This is a genomic window from Arthrobacter sp. P1_A5 (assembly GCF_056406825.1).
In genome coordinates this window covers 18,139-39,583 of sequence record NZ_JBFTZL010000017.1, presented here as the reverse complement: position 1 = coordinate 39,583, position 21,445 = coordinate 18,139, and the positions used below count along the sequence as shown (strand labels likewise).

Genomic DNA, 21,445 nt, shown 5'->3' with positions numbered 1-21,445 from the left:
CCATGGTTTCGGCGGGCCCACCCGGTTTAAGGGCGCCCCGATTCCCGGCGGCGGTGCCGCTCACGCCCCGGCTCCGGGTCCCGGAACTAGGCTGGAGGCATGTCCGAACTCCTGCCGGCACGCGCGCCCAAACGCAAGCTCGCGCTCAAGCCCTACGCCCGCGCCGTGGCACAAGTGCTGCGGGTGAGCTTCCGGGCCTCGCCCGCCGCCGTCGTCATGAAGGTCCTGGGCTCGCTGATCTCGGCACTGCTGCCGCTGGTCACGACGTACTTCGCCGCCCTGACCACCACGGCGCTGGCCGCCGCCTACGCGGGCGACGCCGACGCCGGCGCGCAGGCCGTCGTGTACGTCATCATCACCGCGGCACTCGGGCTCTTCTGGGGATCGTTCAGCAGCGTGGACCGCTACATCCAGCAGCTCATGAGTTTCCGGGTCGGCGCGATCGTCGGTGACCTGATGTACGAGCGCTTCCTGACCCTGGACTTCTGGCGCTACGACGACAAAGAAACCGTGGACCTGTACGACCGGGCGAAGCGTTTCTCCGACTCCTACGCCCGCGTCCTGGACCGGATCGCCGCCATTTTCACCCAGCTCGTCTCCGTGCTGCTGGCGATCGGCGCGCTGCTGCTGGTCAGCTGGTGGATCGCCGTGATCGTCCTGGTTGCGATCGTCCCCAGCGTCTACCTGCAGTTCAAGCTCTCCCGCGAACAGATCGCGCACTGGAACACCCAGGTCGATTCGCGCCGGCAGCGCAGGATGATCGAAACCAACCTCCTGCGACCGCAGCACATCGCCGAGATGCGGCTTTACGGGATTGTCGGCTACCTGATGGGCCTGCGCTCCCGGCTGCGGGACGCCGATGAAAAGCGCCGGCTGGACTTCCAGAAGCGCTACATCCCCAAACAGCTCGCGGCCGATGCCCTGCAGTACGGCGCCGAGGTGGTCTCGCTGATCTGGGTGGTGGGCCAGATCATCGCCCGGGCCCAGCCGGTGGGGCAGTTCCTCTATGTCCAGCAGATTGTCAGCCGCGCCCTCTCGACCGCCAACAGCCTCGTCTCCTCACTGAGCTCGATCGACGAGGACCTGGCGAACCTCACGGACTACGAACTCTTCATGGCCCTGCCCGTGCCGTCCGGCCACGCCCCGCCGCTGCTGCAGGCGCCGAAGACGGTGGAACTGCGGGACATCCGCTTCACGTACACCGGCAGCGAACTGGAGGTGATCCGCGGCATTTCGATGACCATCAGGCAGGGCCAGCACATCGCGATCGTGGGGGAGAACGGGGCCGGCAAGTCCACCCTGATCCGTATCCTGGCCGGGCTGTACCGTCCCGACTCCGGGCAGGTGATGCTCGACGGCGTGGACCTCGCCGCCGTCGACGTCACCTCCTGGCACCGGCACCTGGCGGTGCTCAGCCAGGAGTTCCTGAAGTATGAATTCGCCACCGCGGCGGAAAACATCTTCTTCGGCGACGTCGATTCGCCCCGCGACGACGGACGGGTCCGGCGCTCCGCCGCGGATGCCGAGGCCCTCGAATTCATCAACAAACTGCCCAACGGACTGGACAACCACGTCAGCAACTGGATGGAGGACCCGCGCGGGCGGAAGGGCTCCGGCCTTTCCGGCGGGCAGTGGCAGCGGCTGGCGATGGCCCGGAACTTCTACCGCGGCGCATCGTTCATGGTGATGGACGAGCCGACGTCGGCCATCGACGCGCTGGCCGAACACCGGATCTTCACGCGGCTCTTCGCTGACCGCAGCAGCACCATCATCGCCATCAGCCACCGCCTGGCCACGATCGAGAAGGCCGATGTGGTCTACATGCTCGAGGAAGGCCGCATCGTGGAACAAGGCACCCACAGGGAACTTGTGGCGCGCCGCGGCCGGTACTTCCGGATGTTCGAGTCCCAGCTCACCGTCCCCGACACCGAGAACGTCAGCGGCGAGTAAGCGGAGCGCCCTCGATGGTCGTCCGCACCCGGGCCAGGCTGGGTTCGGGCGGGACGCTGCTGAAACCGAAGCCGACGGCGGGGCGGACGGCGGTGAGCGGGCCGGCGTCGGCGCCGTCCCAGCTGACGGTCGCGGAGTCGATGCGGCGCAGGTCGGTGACCCCGTAGTATTCCCGCCGGCCGCCCTTGGCCGTGCCCGCAGTGCGCACGCCGGGGATGATTCTGCCCGCAACGGGGTTGACCGCACGCAGCCAGCGCGGATGCACCGCCAGAGCCCGGGGGACCAGCCGCGCCACGGCGCCCAGCCGCGTGCGGGACCCGAGCCGGGCGCGGATCCGCAGCGGCCCGGCGTCGACGGCGAGCTGCCCCGCCCCATGCTCTGAAGCCAGGGGCACGATGCAGGTCTCGTCGAAGTTATAGACCGCGCTGATGAAATCGGCGGCCTCGACGCTCGGTGCCAGCAGGATCCGGTGGCCGGAGGGCAGCTGGACCATCGCATCGGTGAAGGACCCGAACGGGGACTGCGTCCACAGGCCCACCACCGCGCGCAGGCCCGATCCCGTGCCGAGCCCGGCAATGTGTCCGTCGAAGATCCAACGCTGTCCGTTACGCCAAAGCATGACGCCACAGTACGCCGAAGCGGCGCCCCGCGTCCGCTGGGATAACCTAGAGCAGTGACTTACGAGATTGAGATTGGCCGAGGCAAGCGTGGGCGTCGTGCCTACTCCCTGGATGACATTGCGATCGTCCCCAACCGGCGTACCCGTGACCCCAAGGACGTCTCCGTCTCCTGGCAGATCGATGCCTACAAGTTCGACATGCCGGTCATCGCGGCGCCGATGGATTCGGCCATGTCGCCGGAGACCGTCATCGCCCTGGGCCGCCTCGGCGGACTCGGTGTGCTCGACCTCGAAGGCCTGTGGACCCGGTACGAGAACCCGCAGTCCGTACTGGACGAAATCGCGGGCCTGGCTGACGAGACCAACAGCCCGGCCGTCACCCGGCGCATGCAGGAGCTCTACCAGGCGCCGATCCAGCCCGAGCTGATCACCTCCCGCCTCGCCGAGATCCGCGCCGCAGGCGTCACGGTGGCCGGCTCCCTGACCCCGCAGCGCACGCAGGAACACTACAAGACCGTGGTGGCCGCCGGCGTCGACATCTTCGTCATCCGCGGGACCACTGTCTCGGCCGAGCACGTCTCCAAGGACCACGAGCCGCTGAACCTCAAGCAGTTCATCTACGAACTCGACGTCCCCGTGATCGTCGGCGGGGCGGCCGGCTACACCCCGGCCCTGCACTTGATGCGCACCGGCGCCGCCGGCGTGCTGGTCGGCTTCGGCGGCGGAGCCACCACCACGACCCGCCGCGCCCTGGGCATCCACTCGCCCATGGCCTCCGCGATCTCCGACGTCGCGGCGGCCCGCCGGGACTACATGGACGAGTCCGGCGGACGCTACGTCCATGTGATCGCCGACGGCGGCATGGGATCCTCCGGCGRCATCGTCAAAGCCATCGCCATGGGCGCCGACGCCGTGATGCTGGGCAGCGCCCTGGCCCGCGCCGACGAAGCCCCCGGCAAGGGATGGCACTGGGGCCAGGAAGCCCACCACCTCGAACTGCCCCGCGGCGACAGGGTCAATGTGGGAACGGTCGGGCCGCTCGAAGAGGTCCTGTTCGGGCCCGGCCACCACACCAACGGCACCTCCAACCTCGTCGGCGCGCTGCGCCGTTCAATGGCGACCACCGGCTACTCGGACCTGAAGGAATTCCAGCGCGTCGACGTCGTCGTCTCGCCGTACGCCGGCAACTGAAACCGCGCGCGGGCCGTTGAGGGCCCTGCCCATCCGGGAAACTTGGACGTAGTCTGGTGCCCTACGAGGTTTGATCCGGATGGAGGCGTGACATGAACAGTTTTCCCGGCGGTTCTGCCGAGGCCGGAGGTGCCCTCGGGCCAGCGGCCCGCGAGGCTTCAATCACTGTGCTTAGGGGCAGCACCGCTCCCGGCAAAGAGCTCGACATCCTGATCGTGGGCGGAGGCATCGTGGGTGCCGGCGCCGCCCTCGACGCCGTGACCCGAGGGCTCAGTGTGGGCATCGTCGAGGCCAACGACTGGGCCGCGGGGACGTCGTCGCGGTCCTCGAAGCTCATCCACGGTGGCCTCCGGTACCTCGAAATGCTCGACTTCGGCCTGGTCAAAGAGGCACTGCACGAGCGCGGCCTCATTCTCTCCGTCCTGGCGCCGCACCTGGCCCGGCCGGTCCCGTTCCTGTACCCGCTCCACAAACCGTTCCTGGAGCGGCCCTACGTCGGCGCCGGAATCGCCTTGTACGACGCGATGTCCATCACCGGCGGGCACAGCCGCGGCGTCCCCTTCCACAAACACCTGTCCCGGCGAGGGACCCTGCGCGCCGCCCCCAGCCTCAAGGACGACGCCTTCGTCGGATCCATCCGCTACTACGACGGCCAGGTCGACGACGCCAAGTACGTCGCCAACCTCGTGCGGACCGCGGCGCACTATGGCGCCCACGCGGTCAACCAGATGTCGGTTGTGGACTTCGTGCGCGAGGGCGAACGCGTGGTCGGCGCCAAGGTGGTCAACCATGAGGACGGCTCCAGCTTTAAAATCCGGGCCAAACAGGTCATCAACGCCACCGGGGTCTGGACCGACGAGACCCAGGCCATGGTGACAGACCGCGGGCAGCTCAAGGTGCGGGCGTCCAAGGGCATCCACCTCGTGGTGCCCCGCGACCGGATCCAGTCCACGGTGGGGCTGATCCTGCGGACCGAGAAATCCGTGCTCTTCGTGATCCCCTGGGGCAGGCACTGGATCATCGGGACCACTGACACCGACTGGCACCTCGACAAGGCCCACCCCGCGGCCTCCAGCAAGGACATCGACTACCTGCTCGAGCACGTCAACAAGGTCCTCAAGCGCCCGCTGACCCGAGAGGACGTCGAGGGCGTCTACGCGGGGCTGCGGCCGCTGCTGGCCGGGGAAAGCGATTCCACCGCGAAGCTCTCCCGCGAACACGTGGTGGCGCACCCCGTGCCGGGTCTCGTGGTGGTGGCGGGCGGTAAATGGACCACCTACCGGGTCATGGCCAAGGACGCGGTCGACGAGGCGACGCGCAGCATGGACGAGCGTGTCCCGGCCAGCTGCACGGAATCCGTCCCGTTGCTGGGGGCGAGCGGTTTCAAGGCCGCGTGGAACCAGCGGAACCGGATGGCGGAGGAGACCGGCGTCCACGTTGCCCGGATCGAACACCTCCTCAACCGCTACGGCGCCATGACGCCGGAGGTGCTGGCGCTCATCGCTGACAGCCCGGAACTGGCCGAACCGTTGCCGGGCGCTGACGACTACCTGGCTGCCGAAGCCGTCTACGCGGCCACGCACGAGGGCGCCCGGCATGTCCAGGACGTCCTGACCCGCCGCACCCGGATTTCGATTGAAGCGTGGGACCGCGGTGTGTCCGCCGCTCCGGTAGTCGCTAAACTAATGGGAGACGTTCTCGGCTGGAGTGATGCGCAGCGCGAGGGCGAAATCAAGCACTATCTGGCCCGGGTTGATGCCGAGCGCCTGAGCCAACAGCAGCCGGACGACGAATCCGCCGACGCCGCACGGCTGGGCGTGGAGGACATTGTGCCCCTGCGCTAAAACTCAGTGCCGGCCGGCAGTGCAGGATTACAACGCTAGTCATTGGACTGCCGGCCGGCGTCACTGACGCCACTTCGAAGGGACATCTCTTGGCGGAACCACTGGACCGGTACGACGCCGAGCTCACCACACCCGAGATGGTGATCCTTGAAATGGACGCCACGGACAAGCTCGACGCCACTGCCCAGCTCGCGGAACGCATGCATGCTGCCGGACGTATCTCCGATCTCGTGGGCTTCCTCAAGCAGGTCAATGCCCGGGAGCATCAGCTCGCCACCGGCCTGCCCGGCGGTGTCGGCCTGCCGCACGCCCGCAGCGAGCTCGTGTCACAGACATCCATCGCGGTCGGCATCACGAAGTACGGCAGGGCGCTGGACTTCGGCGCGGCCGACGGCCCGGCCACAGTGATTCTGCTCATCGCCACCCCGGCGAGCTCCTTTTCCGATCACCTCGAAGTGCTCGCGACGCTGGCACGCTCACTGTCGAAAGAGTCCTTCCGCGAATCGCTCCGCCGCGCCTACGACGCCGAAGTGATCGCCGAACTGATCAATTCCAGCCTGGTGTTCTTCGACCACTGACGATGGCCCGTTTCGCTGTTCTACACAGGGACGAAGTACCTTTAAGGGGTGCTGAAAACTGCCCTCAAACCCCGCTGGATCGCAGGACTCGTGTTCGCGATCGCCATTTCCGGGGTCTTTGTGCTGCTCAGCCAGTGGCAATTCGGCCGTTCAACGCAGGCCGAAGCCCCGGTCTCCACCACGACGGAGCAAACGCGGCAGCTCACCTCGGTCCTGCAGCCGGGTGGGTTCTTCCCCGGATCCGTGGCTGACCAGATGGTCTCCGCCACCGGCAGCTACGACCCCCAGAAGCAGGTCCTCGTCCCCGGCCGGCTCAATGACGGTGCGAAGGGCTACTGGATCGTATCGGCCTTCGCCGTCAAGGATGCCCCGGCCCTGAAAGGCGGCGGGGCCACACCCCAGACCTGGATTCCGGTCGCACGCGGCTGGGTGGCGGATCCCGCGGACGCCGTGGCGCCGCCGTCGGGCACCATCGAACTGACCGGGCGGCTGTTGCCGTCCGAGTCCCCGCTGCCGCGGACGGATCCCGGACCCGGCCGCGCCAGCGCCGTCTCGGTTGCCGAACTCATCAACGACTGGAACGTCAGCAGCTACCCGGGCTTTGTCGCAGCGACGACCGAACTGGCCGGCGGCACCGACGTCGGGGCCGCGGCCGCAGGCGGCGACGTCAAACCCCTCCGGATCGGCCCGCAGCCGCCCGCGCAGCAGGTCAACTGGCTCAACCTCTTCTATTCCGTGGAATGGGTGGTCTTCGCCGGTTTCGCGTTGTTCATCTGGTGGCGGCTCRTCAAGGACGACTACCGCCGCGACCTCGAAGACGCGCTCGACGAGGAAACGGCCGGGGAAGAGCCCCCAACCGACCGCCACGCGGCCCACCACAACGCGGCCCACCACAACACGGCCCAAGCGCCCGCCGACTCCCATCCCACAGCCCCCCAACCCACAGACCCGAGAGTGCAATCATGATCGAGCCCCAGCCCGCCATCCAGCCGCAGTCCACCAACGGCACGGGGAAAGCCGGGAAGAAGCGCCGCTTCGGCGGCACCGAGGCCCAAATCCGGTCCGCCCTGAAGTTCTACAAGGTGCTCGCCTACCTGACGGGCACGATGCTGCTGCTGCTCTGCGCCGAACTGATCGCCCGGTACGGCTTCGGTCAGTACCTCTTCGCCGGCGGCACCAACGCCGTCACCGGCCAGCCGTTCGGCCTCGGATTCGCCGACGCCGAGCCGCCAGGGGTGATCGGGGGCGTCAACCTCTCCATCACGATCCTGATCGTGCACGGCTGGATGTACGTCGTGTACCTGATTTCCAACTTCCGGCTGTGGTCGCTCATGCGCTGGCCGTTCACCAAGCTCGTGGTCATGGCCCTGGGCGGCGTCGTGCCGTTCCTGTCCTTCTTCGTCGAGAAGAAGTTCCACGCCGAGGTCGAGGCCGAACTCGCAGCAAACCCGCAGGCGCCCCAGCGGTACTGAACCCCTTCTGACCCGGCGCCCTTCCTGATCCGTCCTGATCAGTCATTCCGGGTCAGTGACACGACGCCGGCGGCCGCCGTCGGGCATGTGAGTTCGCTTACCTCGGCCCGCGATTCGGGCCCGCACCGGCTTCTCAATGTGCGGGCGGGCAGCAGCGCAAAGTAGGCTAGTGGGGTGACTACTCCCACTGCATCCCAGACGTCCCACAGGCCGGTTCTGGTTGTTGACTACGGTGCCCAGTACGCGCAGCTGATTGCCCGCCGCGTCCGGGAAGCGAATGTGTATTCGGAAGTGGTTCCGCATACGTACAGCACCGAGCAGCTGCTGGCCAAGAACCCCGCCGCGATCATCCTCTCGGGAGGGCCCTCGAGCGTCTACGCCGACGGCGCCCCCAGCGTCGGTGCCGACCTCTTCGAGGCCGGCGTCCCGGTCTTCGGCATCTGCTACGGCTTCCAGGCCATGGCCAACGCCCTCGGCGGCAAGGTGGCCCAGACGGGCCTGCGCGAATACGGCGCCACCGAGACCACCACCCTCGGCGAGGGCCGCTCCATCCTGGCCGGCATGCCCCAGCACCAAAGCACCTGGATGAGCCACGGCGACTCCGTCCACGAAGCCCCCGAGGGCTTTGAGGTCCTGGCGACGACGGCGGGCGCCGACGTCGCGGCGTTCGCCAATGAGGACAGGCGCCTCTACGGCGTCCAGTGGCACCCCGAAGTCAAGCACTCGGCCTACGGCCAGCAGGTCCTGGAAAACTTCCTCTTCAAGGGCGCCGGGCTGGAACCGAACTGGACCACCGGCAACATTCTCGAAGAACAGGTCCAGCGGATCCGTGACCAGATCGGCGACGCCAGGGTCATCTGCGGCCTCTCCGGCGGCGTCGACTCGGCTGTGGCCGCCGCCCTGGTACAGCGCGCCGTCGGCGACCAGCTGACCTGCGTCTTCGTGGACCACGGGCTGTTGCGCGAGGGCGAAGCCGAACAGGTCGAACGCGACTTCGTGGCCGCCACCGGCGTCAAGCTCTACGTCGCCAACGAGCAGGAGCGCTTCCTGAGCGCCCTTGCCGGCGTCAGCGATCCCGAGACGAAACGCAAGATCATCGGCCGCGAATTCATCCGCGCCTTCGAGGAAGCCGAACTGGCGATCATCGCCGAGGCAGCGGCACACGGGGAAAAGATCAAGTTCCTCGTCCAAGGCACCCTGTACCCCGACGTCGTTGAATCCGGCGGCGGCGAAGGTGCGGCCAACATCAAGAGCCACCACAACGTGGGCGGGCTCCCCGAGGACCTGCAGTTTGAACTGGTTGAACCGCTGCGCGCCCTGTTCAAGGACGAGGTCCGCGCGGTCGGTGCCCAGCTCGGCCTGCCGCAGGAAATCGTCGGACGCCAGCCCTTCCCCGGCCCGGGCCTCGGCATTCGGATCGTCGGCGATGTCACCAAGGAACGCCTGGACCTGCTCCGCAAGGCCGACGCGATCGCCCGCGCCGAGCTGACCGCGGCCGGACTGGATGACGAAGTGTGGCAGATGCCCGTGGTGCTGCTGGCGGACGTCCGCAGCGTGGGCGTCCAGGGCGACGGGCGCACTTACGGACACCCGATTGTCCTGCGCCCCGTGTCCTCCGAGGACGCCATGACCGCCGACTGGTCGCGGCTGCCCTACGATCTCCTGGCCCGGATTTCCAACCGGATCACCAACGAGGTGGACGGCGTCAACCGCGTGGTGCTGGATGTGACCAGCAAGCCGCCGGGAACCATCGAGTGGGAATAGCAATCTGAGTGGCCGGCCTTTCGAGGCCGGCCATTTCATTTTGTTCCTGACAATGTTTCTGACAATTCAGCCTGAATTTCGAACCGCCCAGTGTTGCGGCCCCGCACCTGCGGGGGATTCGGGCTACCCTCGAAAGCATGCCGGTATGGTCCAAGGCGTCCCGCGCGAGCCTGGCAACCGCGAGCACACAAGATGCGGCCAGGGAAAGCGCGGACGCAACACAGACGAGCGTTGATACGACGAACCCGCCAGAGTCGAGCCCGCCGCGGTCCGGCACAGAGAAGTCGAGCACAGAAAAGAAGGCAGCAGTGTCAGTTGGTCAAGGCCACCCCGAGGGCTCCGAGGAGTTCAGGAAATGGCTGTCGGGGCTCAAGCCCGTCACCGGTGCAGATACCATGCTGCGCTTCACCAAGACGCCCGAAGGCTCAATTGACCTGACTCATGCCCATCCCTCCGGGCTCGCCCAGCTGATGGCAGGGCGGCGTACCCGGCTCTCGACCCTGATCCGCGACCGCCAGCAATTTGTTGTCGCGGCCAGGGCATCGCGCAACCTGCGCTCCAAGATTTTCGAACTCGCCAATGACCGCGGCATCGACGCGGGGTATTTCTCCGCCGGCACGGTCGTCTGGACCTCCGCCGTCGGCGGCAAACCGCAACGGATCTCGGCCCCGGTCATGCTCACCGCCATCTCCCTCACGGTGCGCCCCGGCGAGGACGACTACGAGCTGCAGCTCACCGAACAGGCGCAGATCAACCCGGCGCTGGTCCGGCACCTCAAGACCGTCCACGGGATCGTTTTCGACGTCAACGCGGTGACGCGGATGGCGTACAGCACGGCCCGTTACGACCCGCAGCCCGTTCTGGACCGCCTGGGCACCCTCGTCCAGCCGATTCACGGCGCGGAGGTCGAACACAACCTGCTCGTCTCCACCTTCGCCGACCTCTCCGGCAACCTCGATGATCCGTGGATCAACCAGAACAACCCCCTGGTCACCGCGCTGGCTCGGTCCGGTTCCGGCGAACTGGTCGACGTGCCTGCGCTGGAACCCGGCCGCTTCCCCAGCACGGACGACCGTGACCCCGCCGACGAGCTTCTGCTGCTCGACGCCGACACGGACCAGCAGTATGTGGTCGACGCCGTCCGGGCGGGCGACTCGCTGGTGGTCAGCAGCCCGCCGGGCACGGGCCAGACCCAGACCGTCATCAACACCATCGGCGCCCTGGTTGACGAGGGCAAGTCCGTCCTGGTGGTTGGTGACAGGCGGGCCAGCCTCGCCGAGATCTCCGGGCAGCTGGATGGCCTCGGCCTGGATTCGGTCCTCTTGCAGCTGACAGGCAGCGCCAGCCCGCTGCAGCTGAAGGGCCAGCTGGTCCGGGCGATCGTCCGCAACGAGAAGTCGCTGCAGCCGCAACTGAGCAACCTGCACGCCACACTGACCGGGCACCGTCACGCCCTCATGGACCACGTGGCCTCCCTGCACAACGTACGGGCGCGCTGGGGTTGCTCGCCGTATGAGGCCATGCAGTCCCTTGCAGAGCTGACCTCCATCCAGCCGGCACCGGCGACGACCGTCCGGCTCAAGCGCAGCGTGCTGGACAACATCCGGGACCGCGGGGAGCTCGCGGGCCGGCTCCGCCGCGCCGCCGAGCTCGGCAGCTTCAGCCGCGCGTCGACCACCAGCCCCTGGCACGGCGCGCGCCTGCTGACCCGCAAGGAGACGCAGGAAGCGCAGGGCGTTGCGCAGTCCGTTTCGGAAAAGCTGCCGTTGCTGCGCGGGCGCATGGCTGCCGTGGCGGAACACGCAGAGATCCGGCTGGGCCGGACCTTCGCCGAATGGGGCGAGCAGATCGAACTTCTCGTGGCCGTCCGCGAAAGCCTGGACAAGTTCACTCCCGACATCTTTGACCGGCCCGTCCACGACCTGATCTCGGCCACTGCGTCCTCTGCCTGGCGCAGGGAACGCGGGATCGAAATGCCGTCCATGCAGCGCTCACGCCTGCGCCGCGTGGCCAAGGAGTACGTCCGGCCCGGCGTGCACATCGCGGACCTGCACAGCTCCCTGGTCCTCGTGCAGGAACAGCGCGCCGCATGGTCCGGCTACGCGACCACGCAGCGGCACCCGGCCGTGCCATCCGGGCTGGCTGAAATCACCGGCCTTTACCGGGAGCTCGCCGCGGAACTGGCTGAACTGGGCCTGGCTGTCAAGCACACCGCCGCCGGCGGCGACCTGGACCGCGCACCCTACGACGAACTCCTGCCCCGGGTGCGGCGGCTCGTCGCCGACACCGCGACCCTTGAAACCCTTCCGGAGCGCACGCTGCTCGTCGAAAGCATGCGAGAGCACGGCCTGGGCGAGCTTCTCGCCGACCTTGCCGAGCGCGAGGTCCCGGAGGGTTCGGTGACCGCCGAACTGGAGCTGGCCTGGTGGCAGTCGGCCCTGGAGGCCATGATCAGCGGCGATGACTACCTCGCCATGTCCGACGGCGACGCCCTGCGCCAGCTTGAGGCGGAGTACCGTCTCGCGGACAACGCCCATATCGCCAGCGGCGCTGCCCGGCTGCGCTGGAACCTGTCCGAGCGCTGGCGCGCTGCCATCTCGGCGTACCCCCGCCAGGCCGAGCTGTTGCGCAGCCTGCTGAAGGACGGCCGGGTGACCCTGGCAGCCCTGAGCGGCCAGGCGCAGGAGCTGCTGCCCACACTGGTGCCGGTGTGGTCCGTCAGCCCCTACCTCATGACGGGCCTGCTGCCGATCGAGCAGACCTTCGATGCCGTCGTGATCCTCGACGCCGAGACGACCTCGTTGCAGGCCGTCCTCCCGGCGATCGCCCGGTCCCGGCAGGTCATCGCCTTCGGCGACGAACAGACCGCCAGCCCCCGGACCTTTACCGTGGGCGTCGAACGGCTCGCCGCGGGGGAGAGCTCCTACCAAAGCGTTGAGAGCTCGTACCGGGCACTCTCTGCCGTGCTTCCGGTCTGGAACCTGAGGACCGTGTACCGTGCGGTCGATGAAGACCTGGTGCGCCAGCTCAGCAAGGGTTTTTACGGCGGGGAACTCACCCGCCTCCCGGAGGGCCAATCCGCCACAGGGCTGGACCGTACCCTCAGCGTGGAGTACCTCCCCGACGGCACGGGGCTGCCCAGCGCTGACCATGACGGCGTCGAATCGGTTGTTGCCGAGGTCAACCGTGCGGTGGAGCTCGTCTTCGAACACGCCCGGCTCCGCCCCCGGACATCGCTGGCCGTGGTAACCGGCAGCCTTCGCCATGCCGCCCGGATCGGCGAGGCCATCAGGGCGCAACTGCCCAACTACCCCATGCTGGGCAGCTTCTTCAGTGCGGGGGACGAGTCCTTCCGCGTGGTGGATCTGGAACGGGCCCAGGGCCTGGTCCGCGACCACGTCATTTTTTCCCCGGGCTATGGCCGCACCCCGCATGGGCGCACCCTCCACAGCCTCGGGCCGCTTTCCGCCGAAGGCGGCCGAGCAAAATTCGCCCTGGCGATGACGCGTGCCCGCCGGTCCCTTCACGTGMTCAGCTGCTTCCGGCCCGAAGACCTTGACGTCAGCCGCCTCAGCCACGGCGCCGTGGACTTCTACGAACTCCTGGACCGTGAGATCGCGGGCAACACGGATCTTGGCAGCCCCGCCTCCCGGGCCGCGGCCAGCGAGCAGGCGCTCGGCGCCGATCCGCTCGTGGCCGACCTGGGCGACCGGCTCCGGGCCCGCGGGGCACGTGTGTGGCACCAGTACGACGGCGTCCTGAACATGGTGGCGGCCGCCGATCCGATGACCACGATCGGCCAGGACGATGCGGAGATTCCCCGTCCGGTGGCGATCGAGTCGGATGGCACCAGCCACTACCGGCGGATGAGCGTCCGGGAACGGAGCAGGCTCCGGCCGCAGCTCCTGGAACGGCTTGGCTGGCGGTACATGCCCCTGTGGACCATAGAGGTCTTCACCGACCCGTCGGCCTGCGCCGACCGGATTGGCGGCTACCTCGGGTTGGAGAAGCCCGCCGTGTCCAGCAGGCTGCGGACATCGCACGGGTTCTTCGACGACGGCATCGAGCATTTGGCGATAGACGAGGCGCGGGCCGCCGAGTACCACGTGGCGGCCGAACCCGCGGGACAGGTGTTCCGCGGMCACGAAACTGCTGGCCAAGAATTCCGCCGGCAGGCACCAGCATCAGCAATGACAGGCAATACAGGCAGTAAGGAGGCCGGCGGCATGAGTGCGGACGGCATCACCAGCAACACCAGCAACACCGGCAACACCGGCAACACGAACGACACTGGCAACACCGGCGCCCGCGAAGCCGGCGCGGCGGGGGCCGCGGCCGACACCGCGGGGCCGAACCCCGGCGAATCGACCGGGGAATCGACCGGCGACGGGCCGGATCAGGAGGCCGCGAAGGAGACGTCCCGCCGTTCGGAGGCACAGGCCACCGTTCCGGAGGGCGTGCTGCCGAACAAGGCGGCGGAAGACGACCCCCGGCGCTGGGGTGACCAGCCTGATAATTACGATCACGACGCCTGGCTCCAGGAACAGAAGCCGCCCCACTGGGGCTGACGTGGCTGCCCGCAGCCCAGAGCCTGCGGGCGTAACCCGCGTCGGTGCAAATTGCCCGGGCCCTGGCCCGGCGGGAACGCCCTGCTGGCTGGACAGTTAGCCCGGCGGTGATGCCACAAGCACGAAAAACAATTTGCCCTGGGTAGACGCGCCCGCCAGCCTTCGGGCCTGCTCGGCGGTCGCTGCCACCACCACCAGCCCGTCAGTCTCCGCAGTGGCGGGCCAGGGGCTGGCCTTGCCGCCCTGCGCCGACGTCCAGAGCACGGGCACGGCTTCGGCCAGGATTTGGCTTTCGCCGGGTTGTTCCATGCCGTTGCTGGCAGTGAGCACCACGTTGACGAGCTGCCCGGGGGAGACGAGTTGGATGGAGGCCGGATCTGCCATCCTCAGCGGCACGGCCGCAGAGCCGCGTGGGCTTCCGGCGAGCAGGCCCGGTCCCAGGATCTGGGCGTCGGTGAGGAGCTGGCCCTGGCGCAACGGTGCGGCCAGCTGTTTTCCCTCGAATGCGGTCTCGCTGCCGGGGCTGCCCGCAGGAATAAGGCCGGGTGGCACGCTGATCCTGCTGAGATCGCCGGGTTCCAGGGACTTTCCAGCGGGTAGATCGGCCGCGGCGGCGAAGGCTGCGACAGTGTCAGTGGGCCCTGGAGCCAGTTGCTGAACTGTCAGTCCGGCGGGGATGCAGAACAGGAGGGCCGCGATAAGCCGCCGGTTCCGGTTCAGCCAGCCGCGCAGGCGGCGTCCCGACGGACGGCCCCGGGGCGGATGCCGGCGGGGTTTCGCGGGACCGATCCGGCTCCGGAACGGAAGGCCTGCGGCGGAAAACGTGGCGGCAGGAAGGCTCGTTGGGTGGATCCCGGTACGGGACCAGCGGCCGGGGCCAGCTTCAGGCAATGCGGCGCGGAACGGCCTGAACGAAGGCGCGGAAGGCCCAGGAGCCGCCGGGGCAGCCGTGTTGAACGAAGGCGGGGAAACCGCGGTGAGGAAAAGTTCCATGCCGCCACGCTACGGATCCGCGCAGAGGGGCGGGAGCTGCGGAACGTCCTATGTGGACAACGGCACAGCGGGCAGGGGCCACCGCCGGGCAATGCCCAGGATCAGCCGGCCGTGGCCCAGCCGGCGGCCGGCGCCAACCCGGCAGGTGCCTTAGCTGGCCGCGGCGGCGGGCGCGGGGGTGGCCGCGGGAGCTGCAGGAGCCGGGGAAACCGTGCTGCCCTTGGTGTCGCGCGAATCGGTCCGGTAGAAGCCGGAGCCCTTGAACACTACGCCGACGCTGTTGAACTTCTTGCGCAGCGTGCCCTGGCACTCGGGGCAGGACGTCAAGGAATTGTCGCTGAACGACTGCACGATCTCGAAGGCGTGGCTGCAGTCCTTGCAGGCGTATGCATACGTGGGCACTGGAAATCCTCCTCAGGGGCAAACGAGCAGGTCCCGTGCCGCCGAGTCCGGATCACCGCCGATATGTCTATCGACCTGTTCCGTCCTTAGCAGTCGCAGGGCCTGAGTGCCAATTCTATCACCTCGGCGGGAACCCGGATCAGGCGGGCCGGGATCGGCCGAGCCGGATGATCCCGCCCGGGGTCAGCGCCGTGTCGACTTTCCGGTCGAACGACTCCGCGGGGATGCTGCCTGCGGGCAGCACCTCCGTGTCATAGACGACGGCGGCAGTCGGCAACGCGACAGCGTCGGCTGCAGCGTCGGCCGCCCCGGCGTCCKCCCCGCCGGACGCGGAGGACATGGCAGCCAGGGCGGCAAGGAACTTGTCGTAGTAGCCGCCGCCTTGCCCGATTCGGTTGCCCGAGAAATCCACTGCTGTGGCCGGCAGGATGATTGCGGTGGCGTCCCGCATGATTTCGGTGCCGTGGCGCTCTCCGACAGGCTCCTGGATGGGCGCGTACCGGCTGCGGACAAACCCGGACTGGGGAGTCCAGTACACCCAGCTGAGCTCGATGTCGGGTTCGCAAACGGGCAGCAGCACCCGGTGCCCGGCCTCGACCAGGGCAGTCAGCAGTGGCAGCGTGGGCGGTTCGGCGCCCACCCCGAGGTACGCCGCGAAGGTGCCCTGGCGGCGGGCAAGCCCGGAGGCCCACTCGAGCCCATGGCTGGCGATGCCCGCCGCGGCGGTGTCCTGTGCGGCCAGCGGGAGTGCGGAACGCGCCGCCCTGTGGCTGGAGCGAATTTCCCCTTTTGACGCCATCTTGGCCCGTCCTCTGCCTCTTGCGGCCGCGCTGCACCGGCGGGCCCGGCAGGCGGTTCGCATAATGATTACGCAATGATTGGTCCCTCCGTTAGATTAGTCGTGTGAATACACCCATCGCTTCCGTCCGCAAGGCCGTTATCCCCGCCGCGGGCCTTGGTACCAGGTTTCTCCCGGCCACAAAGGCCATGCCCAAGGAAATGCTGCCTGTCGTTGACAAGCCAGCCATCCAGTACGTCGTCGAGGAGGCCGTGAATGTCGGCTTGAACGACATCCTGATGATCACTGGCCGCAACAAGCGGGCGTTGGAGGACCACTTCGACCGCGTCCCCGCGCTGGAGTCCACCCTGGAGGCGAAGGGTGACACTGCGAAGCTCGAATCCATTCAGGCCGCCAGCAACCTCGGTGACATCCACTACGTCCGCCAGGGCGATCCCATGGGTCTCGGCCACGCCGTCCTTCGGGCCAAGCAGCACGTCGGGCAGGAGCCGTTCGCCGTCCTCCTGGGAGATGACCTCATTGACGCCCGCGATGAGCTCCTCAGCACCATGATCGAGGTCCAGGCCAAGACCGGCGGATCGGTGGTCGCTCTGATCGAGGTGGACCCGTCCCAGATCAGTGCCTACGGCTGCGCGGACGTCGAGGCAATCGGCGGTGAGGACTACGTCCGCATCAACCAGCTCGTGGAGAAGCCCGATGTGGCGGACGCCCCGTCCAACCTGGCCGTGATTGGCCGCTACGTGTTGCACCCGGCCGTCTTTGAAGTGCTGGAGCGCACCGCGCCCGGCCGCGGCGGGGAAATCCAGCTCACGGACGCCCTGCAGGAACTCTCGGCCGGCACCGGCGAGGGCTACGGCGTGTACGGCGTCATCTTCCGCGGCCGCCGCTACGACACCGGCGACAAGCTCAGCTACCTCAAGGCCTGTGTCCAGCTCGCCTGCGACAGTGAGGACCTCGGCCCGGGCCTGCGCGAATGGCTGCCCGGCTTCGCGTCCAGCCTGGCCCCCAGCCTCGCCAAATAACTCCCGTGGGGGGCAGCTTCACCTGGCCGGTGACCTTGGAGAGCGGCGACATCGTGTTGCGCCCGATCCGGTACCGGGACCGCAAGGAGTGGACAGCGCTCAGGTCCCGCAACTGCGAGTGGCTGGCCCCCTGGGAGGCATCGAACCCGGTCCCCGGCGGCGGCCTGCCGGACTACCGGCAGATGGTGCGCTCGCTCAAGGCCCAGGCCGCGCAGGCCACGGCCCTGCCGTTCGTAATCACGGAGTGGACACCAGGCCATCAGGCGCCGGTGATCGTGGGGCAGCTGACGGTGTCCTCGATCGTCTGGGGATCGGCCATGATGGCGACGCTTGGCTATTGGGTCGACAAGGAAAGGGCCGGCCGGGGGATCGCCCCGACCGCCGTGGCCATGGCGACCGACTATTGCTTCGGCACCCTTGGACTGCACCGCATGGAGATCAACATCAGGCCGGAGAACGCCCCGAGCCTGCGCGTGGTGGAGAAACTTGGGTTTCGTGACGAGGGATTCCGGCCCCGGTTCCTGCACATCAACGGTGAATGGGCAGACCACCGGACCTTCGCGCTCACGGCTGAGGAAGTGCCTGAAGGCCTCCTCGCGCGGTGGCTGAGAACCCGCCGGTCCTGAGGCCCGTGAGAGCCGCCTGACCAGCCACGACGCCCCGACGCCGGCCAGTCGCCGGTGCGCGCGCGACACACCCCTGACAATGCGGGGCAGCACCCCATATACCTCATACGGTTTTGAGTGTGGACTTCCCTCTTAGCAGCTCTGTGATCCTTGTCATTGCTGTTGCGCTCTGGATCGTGTGGGTGGCGCCTTACGTTCTCCGGAACGGACGCCACCAGCTGCAGCCTGCAGGCGAATTCCTGGCGGATGTCATTGACATGGAACCAGCAGATCCACATGCGGGGAAGGTTATGAAAATGGCGGCGCAGCAGGAGAAACCCATGATCAGCACACAGCGCGCAGACCCGGCCGGCGGCACACCTGGGCCTGGGGCGGGCAAAGCGGCAACCCCTCGGGTGAGCCCGATTGCTGCGGCGGGCTCCCCGGCGTTCCGGATTCGATGGGGGCGGTTGGTGCTGGCGGTAGCCGGGCTCATGGCTCTTCTCACGGCAGTGGTGTCCGGAGCCCTTCGACTTTTCGGCATCGGTTCAGGCTGGCTGCCGGTGACCGCCCTACTGGGCGCCTTCGCCGCAGTGGCGCTGCTTCGCCGTCTTGCCGTCCGCGATCGCCGGCGGAAGATGAACGCTGCATTCCGTGCAGCCATGGGCAGCCCGGAACGCACCCCTGCACGGCCGTCGGCGCCCGAACAGACCCCTTCCCTTCCCGACGGACGTCCCGCTGCCCGGCCGGAAAGCCCGCTCTTCGACGCCGAAGCGGGCCGCGACACGCCCGAGCCCGCGCCGAAGCCGCTGACCGCACTGGAACTCCGCCAGGCCGCCCTCGCTGAAGCCGTCGCCTCTGGGGATGCCTCGGCGGCCATGGCAGCCGACGCGGGTGCAGTACCGGAGGGCACCAGCTGGGAGCCCGTCGAGGTTCCCAAGCCCACCTACGTCGAAGCCCCGAAGGCCGAACGTGCAGCCCCAATGCCCCTCGACCTTCCCGAGGCGCCGAAGGCCGTAGGGAAACCGTCTCTCAAACAGGCCTCGGCGCGACCGGCAGCGTCCGATCCGCAAATTGCCGACGATTCTGAGTCGAAGCAGCTCAGCAAGGCGCAGAGCGCCTTGAGCAACCTGGATGACGTCCTCCAGCGGCGCCGCGCCTGATCCGACCCGTCCTTCCGGAGATTACCCCCGGGCAGCCAGCGATGGCGGCCCGGGGTTTTTAACTTCCCCGCAGCGTCGCGGGCGGGCTTCGCTGCGGTAGCCTCGGGTCATGACAAGGATCTGCGTTGCCGGTGGAACCGGGCAAGTGGGCCAAGAAGTGGTGCGCTTGGCCGTCGACGCCGGGCACGCCGTGGCCGTCCTCAGCCGCAACCCGCCAGGGGCCGGCGCCGCCGGCAACATCCGGGGCGCGGAATACTTCCGCGCGGACGTCACGACGGGAGAGGGGATATCGGCGGCCCTGGCCGGCGCCGACGTCGTGATCGATTGCCTGGAAGGACGCGCCGGGAAGGCGTGCAAGAACTTCGCCGACGGCGGTGCGCGGCTTCTGGCCGCTGCACAGGACGCGGGAACGGCCAGGGCCGTCATGCTGTCCATCGTGAACTGCGATCGCAGCAACTCCTCCTTCTACCGGTCGAAGGCTGCCAAAGAACACGCCTACGAGCTGTCCGGACTCGAGACCGTGGTGGTCCGGGCCACCCAGTTCCACTCATTGCTCGCGATGATGTTCGGCGCAGGCTCGAAGCTGCGGATCATCCCCGTGGTCAGAGGTGCCAGGTTTCAGCCGGTATCGCCGGCCGACGCAGCCGCGGTGCTGCTGGAGACCGCCGTTGAACCGGCGCCCGTTCCAGCCTCGGGCCCGCGGCACAGGGTACTGAACCTCGGCGGCCCGGAATCCAAAGACATGGTCGACTTTGCCCGGGAGTGGCAGCGGGCCACCCGCGCAAAGGGTCAACTCGTGCGCTTCCCACTGCCCGGCGCGATGGGCCGCTACCTGCGCGAGGGGTTGAACCTGGTGCCGGAGGCGCGACACGGCACCGAGACTTTCCGGGGCTGGCTGGAAAACAGCGCAGATAGTTTGTAGCCTAGGGACACCGGCAACGCCGTTCCGTCAGGACCGGCGTTGCTTCGGGGCTATAGCTCAGTTGGTAGAGCGCTTCGTTCGCATCGAAGAGGTCAGGAGTTCGAATCTCCTTAGCTCCACAGATTTCAAGGGTTTTTGAACCTTTGAGTGCGCGAATGAGTGCGTGAAATGACATTGCTGGCCGCCCTCGGCGTCCCTGCCCGGTTCCGGGGCGATGCGATGGTGCGTACTAATGCCCGCCGACTGATGGCCGCCGATGAGGAGCAAACATGGGAGCCGCAACGATGGGCACCCGGGCGGCGTCGAACGTCATCCTGCACGTCGGCGCACCGGGACCCGCCGTGGCCAGCGAAGCGGCAGCGCTCCTCAACGAATCCCTCGGCTCCGGTTTCACTCAGCCATCAGCTCTGGCGCAACTCACAGCCGATGGCGGGGGAGTCCTTATCCKTGCCCGCGGCCGGGACGGCGGGCTCCTGGGCGCGGCGACCGCCCACGTCCTGGACCGTGCGTCCCACGCCGTACTGCAGGACCGCCTGCGCATCACCGGGGTCGACGCCGGCCTGGACGGCCGCCGGGTTGGGGAGTTGAAGTCCATCGTCGTCGCGCCCGCAGCCAGGGGGACGGGCATCGGCTCGATCATGCTCGCCGCCAGCCTGGACTTCCTGAAGGCCCGCGGCTGCCACGATGCCGTGTCCGCGTCCTGGGTCTCGGCCRATCCCCAGCACTCTTCCCTGGGGATGCTGGAGCGGGCCGGTTTTGCGCAGGTGGCCACGATCCCCACCTTCTGGGCGGACGACCAGCAGGCAGCCGGCTACCTCTGCCCCCTCTGCGGCGCCGGGTGCGTCTGCGCGGCCGTCATGCTGGTGCTGCCACTCGAGGGCAGCGCCAGGCGCGGCTAGAGCGCTTCCTTGGCCAGGGCCGCGGTGCCGGGAGGGGTTGTGCGGCCGAGCCGGTCGTCCAGTCTGACCCGCAGCCTGGCGGCGGCGACCCGAACCCGGTGATGCGAGAGGGCCGCCGGGCCGGTAACCTGCGCAGTGATGTGCTGCCCGTTGCCTGTGCTTTCCCTGGCCCCGCTCACGGACTCCCACGCGATGTCCAGAAGTTCAAGCTCCTCGTTGCGGGCCAACTCGCTGCGGGCGAGCACATCCAGCGCTGCCAGCCCCAGGGCTTTGCTGTCCCCGTCCTCGTCCAGGGCACGGTCCAGCGCCCATTGGGTCCGTTTCCACCACTCGGCCCGGTCGTCGGCGACGGCCTTCTGGCGCAGAGTCCGCCAGGCCATGAACGCTCCCACGGCTGCCGCTACAAGTACAGCAACAGGGGCAAGCGCGGCAACGATCTGCCACCACTCGGCCGGCCCGGTGTGGAGGAGGACTTCAACCGGAACCGGAGACGGAGCTGGTGTTGACGGCATGCGACCAGCCTAAGCCGCGGCCCGGACAGTGGCAGGCGGCGTGGCGGGCGCGGCGTGGTTCGGCGCTCCCGACCGGTCACCGTACGGAACGCCGGTGATTTCATGAGATGGTGTGAACCTGCGTGAACGGCGCCGTGGCCGC

The 21,445-nt window shown here is 68.1% G+C and carries 18 protein-coding genes and 1 tRNA gene; 14 read left to right on the top strand and 5 right to left on the bottom strand.

Features of this window, described 5'->3' with window-relative positions; translation table 11 throughout:
- The first annotated feature begins 99 nt into the window (after positions 1 to 99).
- Positions 100 to 1,950: an ABC transporter ATP-binding protein gene (locus AC1D1S_RS05615; RefSeq protein WP_028275742.1), complete on the top strand. Its 1,851-nt coding sequence runs from the start codon at positions 100 to 102 to the stop codon at positions 1,948 to 1,950.
- Here the strand turns inward: AC1D1S_RS05615 and AC1D1S_RS05610 are convergent.
- Positions 1,937 to 2,569, bottom strand: coding sequence for a hypothetical protein (locus AC1D1S_RS05610; protein ID WP_243181033.1), 633 nt, complete (start codon positions 2,567 to 2,569; stop codon positions 1,937 to 1,939). The two genes, AC1D1S_RS05615 and AC1D1S_RS05610, sit on opposite strands and share 14 nt — an antisense overlap.
- Before the next feature lie 54 nt (positions 2,570 to 2,623).
- On the opposite strand from AC1D1S_RS05610, the gene AC1D1S_RS05605 reads away from it, so the two are divergent.
- The 7 genes from AC1D1S_RS05605 (at position 2,624) to AC1D1S_RS05575 (ending at position 13,986) form a co-directional block, all read left to right on the top strand.
- Entirely contained in the window at positions 2,624 to 3,760 is a 1,137-nt protein-coding gene (locus tag AC1D1S_RS05605; RefSeq protein ID WP_476993931.1) for a GuaB3 family IMP dehydrogenase-related protein, read from the top strand.
- A 92-nt stretch (positions 3,761 to 3,852) separates the two neighbouring features.
- A complete protein-coding gene (locus AC1D1S_RS05600) occupies positions 3,853 to 5,604 on the top strand; it encodes a glycerol-3-phosphate dehydrogenase/oxidase (protein WP_028275740.1) in 1,752 nt (583 codons plus the stop codon).
- An 89-nt stretch (positions 5,605 to 5,693) separates the two neighbouring features.
- The gene (locus AC1D1S_RS05595; protein WP_243181030.1) at positions 5,694 to 6,182 is read left to right on the top strand and encodes a PTS sugar transporter subunit IIA; all 489 of its coding nucleotides are present in this window, start codon (positions 5,694 to 5,696) and stop codon (positions 6,180 to 6,182) included.
- Between the two features lie 48 nt (positions 6,183 to 6,230).
- Positions 6,231 to 7,148: an SURF1 family protein gene (locus AC1D1S_RS05590; protein WP_476993930.1), complete on the top strand. Its 918-nt coding sequence runs from the start codon at positions 6,231 to 6,233 to the stop codon at positions 7,146 to 7,148.
- On the top strand, positions 7,145 to 7,654 hold the full coding sequence (locus tag AC1D1S_RS05585; RefSeq protein WP_243181026.1) for a DUF3817 domain-containing protein: 510 nt from the start codon (positions 7,145 to 7,147) through the stop codon (positions 7,652 to 7,654). Before AC1D1S_RS05590 ends, AC1D1S_RS05585 begins: the two co-directional genes overlap by 4 nt.
- A 174-nt stretch (positions 7,655 to 7,828) precedes the next feature.
- Complete coding sequence (gene guaA / locus AC1D1S_RS05580; RefSeq protein WP_476945780.1) at positions 7,829 to 9,418, top strand: glutamine-hydrolyzing GMP synthase; 1,590 nt, start codon at positions 7,829 to 7,831, stop codon at positions 9,416 to 9,418.
- A 308-nt stretch (positions 9,419 to 9,726) separates the two neighbouring features.
- Positions 9,727 to 13,986 (top strand): AAA family ATPase, encoded by a 4,260-nt coding sequence (locus tag AC1D1S_RS05575; protein WP_476993929.1) that lies wholly within the window; start codon positions 9,727 to 9,729, stop codon positions 13,984 to 13,986.
- Between the two features lie 96 nt (positions 13,987 to 14,082).
- Here AC1D1S_RS05575 and AC1D1S_RS05570 read toward each other — a convergent pair whose 3' ends face one another.
- From AC1D1S_RS05570 to AC1D1S_RS05560, 3 genes are all read right to left on the bottom strand, one after another.
- Positions 14,083 to 14,979 carry an RcpC/CpaB family pilus assembly protein gene (locus tag AC1D1S_RS05570; protein WP_476993928.1) on the bottom strand — a complete coding sequence of 299 codons (897 nt, stop codon included), beginning with the start codon at positions 14,977 to 14,979 and terminating at the stop codon, positions 14,083 to 14,085.
- Between the two features lie 150 nt (positions 14,980 to 15,129).
- Positions 15,130 to 15,381 carry an FmdB family zinc ribbon protein gene (locus tag AC1D1S_RS05565; protein ID WP_079550223.1) on the bottom strand — a complete coding sequence of 84 codons (252 nt, stop codon included), beginning with the start codon at positions 15,379 to 15,381 and terminating at the stop codon, positions 15,130 to 15,132.
- Between the two features lie 139 nt (positions 15,382 to 15,520).
- On the bottom strand, positions 15,521 to 16,180 hold the full coding sequence (locus AC1D1S_RS05560; RefSeq protein ID WP_476993927.1) for a 5-formyltetrahydrofolate cyclo-ligase: 660 nt from the start codon (positions 16,178 to 16,180) through the stop codon (positions 15,521 to 15,523).
- A 104-nt stretch (positions 16,181 to 16,284) separates the two neighbouring features.
- On the opposite strand from AC1D1S_RS05560, the gene galU reads away from it, so the two are divergent.
- The 6 genes from galU (at position 16,285) to AC1D1S_RS05530 (ending at position 20,791) form a co-directional block, all read left to right on the top strand.
- Complete coding sequence (gene galU / locus AC1D1S_RS05555; protein ID WP_028275735.1) at positions 16,285 to 17,202, top strand: UTP--glucose-1-phosphate uridylyltransferase GalU; 918 nt, start codon at positions 16,285 to 16,287, stop codon at positions 17,200 to 17,202.
- Between the two features lie 5 nt (positions 17,203 to 17,207).
- Positions 17,208 to 17,828: a GNAT family N-acetyltransferase gene (locus AC1D1S_RS05550; protein WP_243181017.1), complete on the top strand. Its 621-nt coding sequence runs from the start codon at positions 17,208 to 17,210 to the stop codon at positions 17,826 to 17,828.
- A gap of 143 nt (positions 17,829 to 17,971) precedes the next feature.
- A complete protein-coding gene (locus AC1D1S_RS05545; RefSeq protein WP_476993932.1) occupies positions 17,972 to 18,970 on the top strand; it encodes a hypothetical protein in 999 nt (332 codons plus the stop codon).
- A gap of 109 nt (positions 18,971 to 19,079) precedes the next feature.
- Positions 19,080 to 19,892 carry an SDR family oxidoreductase gene (locus AC1D1S_RS05540; protein WP_476993926.1) on the top strand — a complete coding sequence of 271 codons (813 nt, stop codon included), beginning with the start codon at positions 19,080 to 19,082 and terminating at the stop codon, positions 19,890 to 19,892.
- 46 nt (positions 19,893 to 19,938) lie between these two features.
- Positions 19,939 to 20,011: transfer RNA gene (locus tag AC1D1S_RS05535), tRNA-Ala, on the top strand.
- A gap of 150 nt (positions 20,012 to 20,161) precedes the next feature.
- Positions 20,162 to 20,791 (top strand): N-acetyltransferase family protein, encoded by a 630-nt coding sequence (locus tag AC1D1S_RS05530; protein ID WP_476993925.1) that lies wholly within the window; start codon positions 20,162 to 20,164, stop codon positions 20,789 to 20,791.
- Here the strand turns inward: AC1D1S_RS05530 and AC1D1S_RS05525 are convergent.
- Positions 20,788 to 21,303, bottom strand: a complete 516-nt coding sequence (locus AC1D1S_RS05525; RefSeq protein WP_243181008.1) for a hypothetical protein — start codon at positions 21,301 to 21,303, stop codon at positions 20,788 to 20,790. The two genes, AC1D1S_RS05530 and AC1D1S_RS05525, sit on opposite strands and share 4 nt — an antisense overlap.
- Positions 21,304 to 21,445 lie beyond the last annotated feature (142 nt).

Coding starts and splice junctions, on each gene's coding strand:
- AC1D1S_RS05615 (WP_028275742.1), top strand. CDS start 100: ATGTCCGAACTCCTGCCGGCACGCGCGCCCAAACGCAAGCTCGCGCTC.
- AC1D1S_RS05610 (WP_243181033.1), bottom strand. CDS start 2,569: ATGCTTTGGCGTAACGGACAGCGTTGGATCTTCGACGGACACATTGCC.
- AC1D1S_RS05600 (WP_028275740.1), top strand. CDS start 3,853: ATGAACAGTTTTCCCGGCGGTTCTGCCGAGGCCGGAGGTGCCCTCGGG.
- AC1D1S_RS05585 (WP_243181026.1), top strand. CDS start 7,145: ATGATCGAGCCCCAGCCCGCCATCCAGCCGCAGTCCACCAACGGCACG.
- AC1D1S_RS05570 (WP_476993928.1), bottom strand. CDS start 14,979: ATGGAACTTTTCCTCACCGCGGTTTCCCCGCCTTCGTTCAACACGGCT.
- AC1D1S_RS05540 (WP_476993926.1), top strand. CDS start 19,080: ATGACAAGGATCTGCGTTGCCGGTGGAACCGGGCAAGTGGGCCAAGAA.
- AC1D1S_RS05525 (WP_243181008.1), bottom strand. CDS start 21,303: ATGCCGTCAACACCAGCTCCGTCTCCGGTTCCGGTTGAAGTCCTCCTC.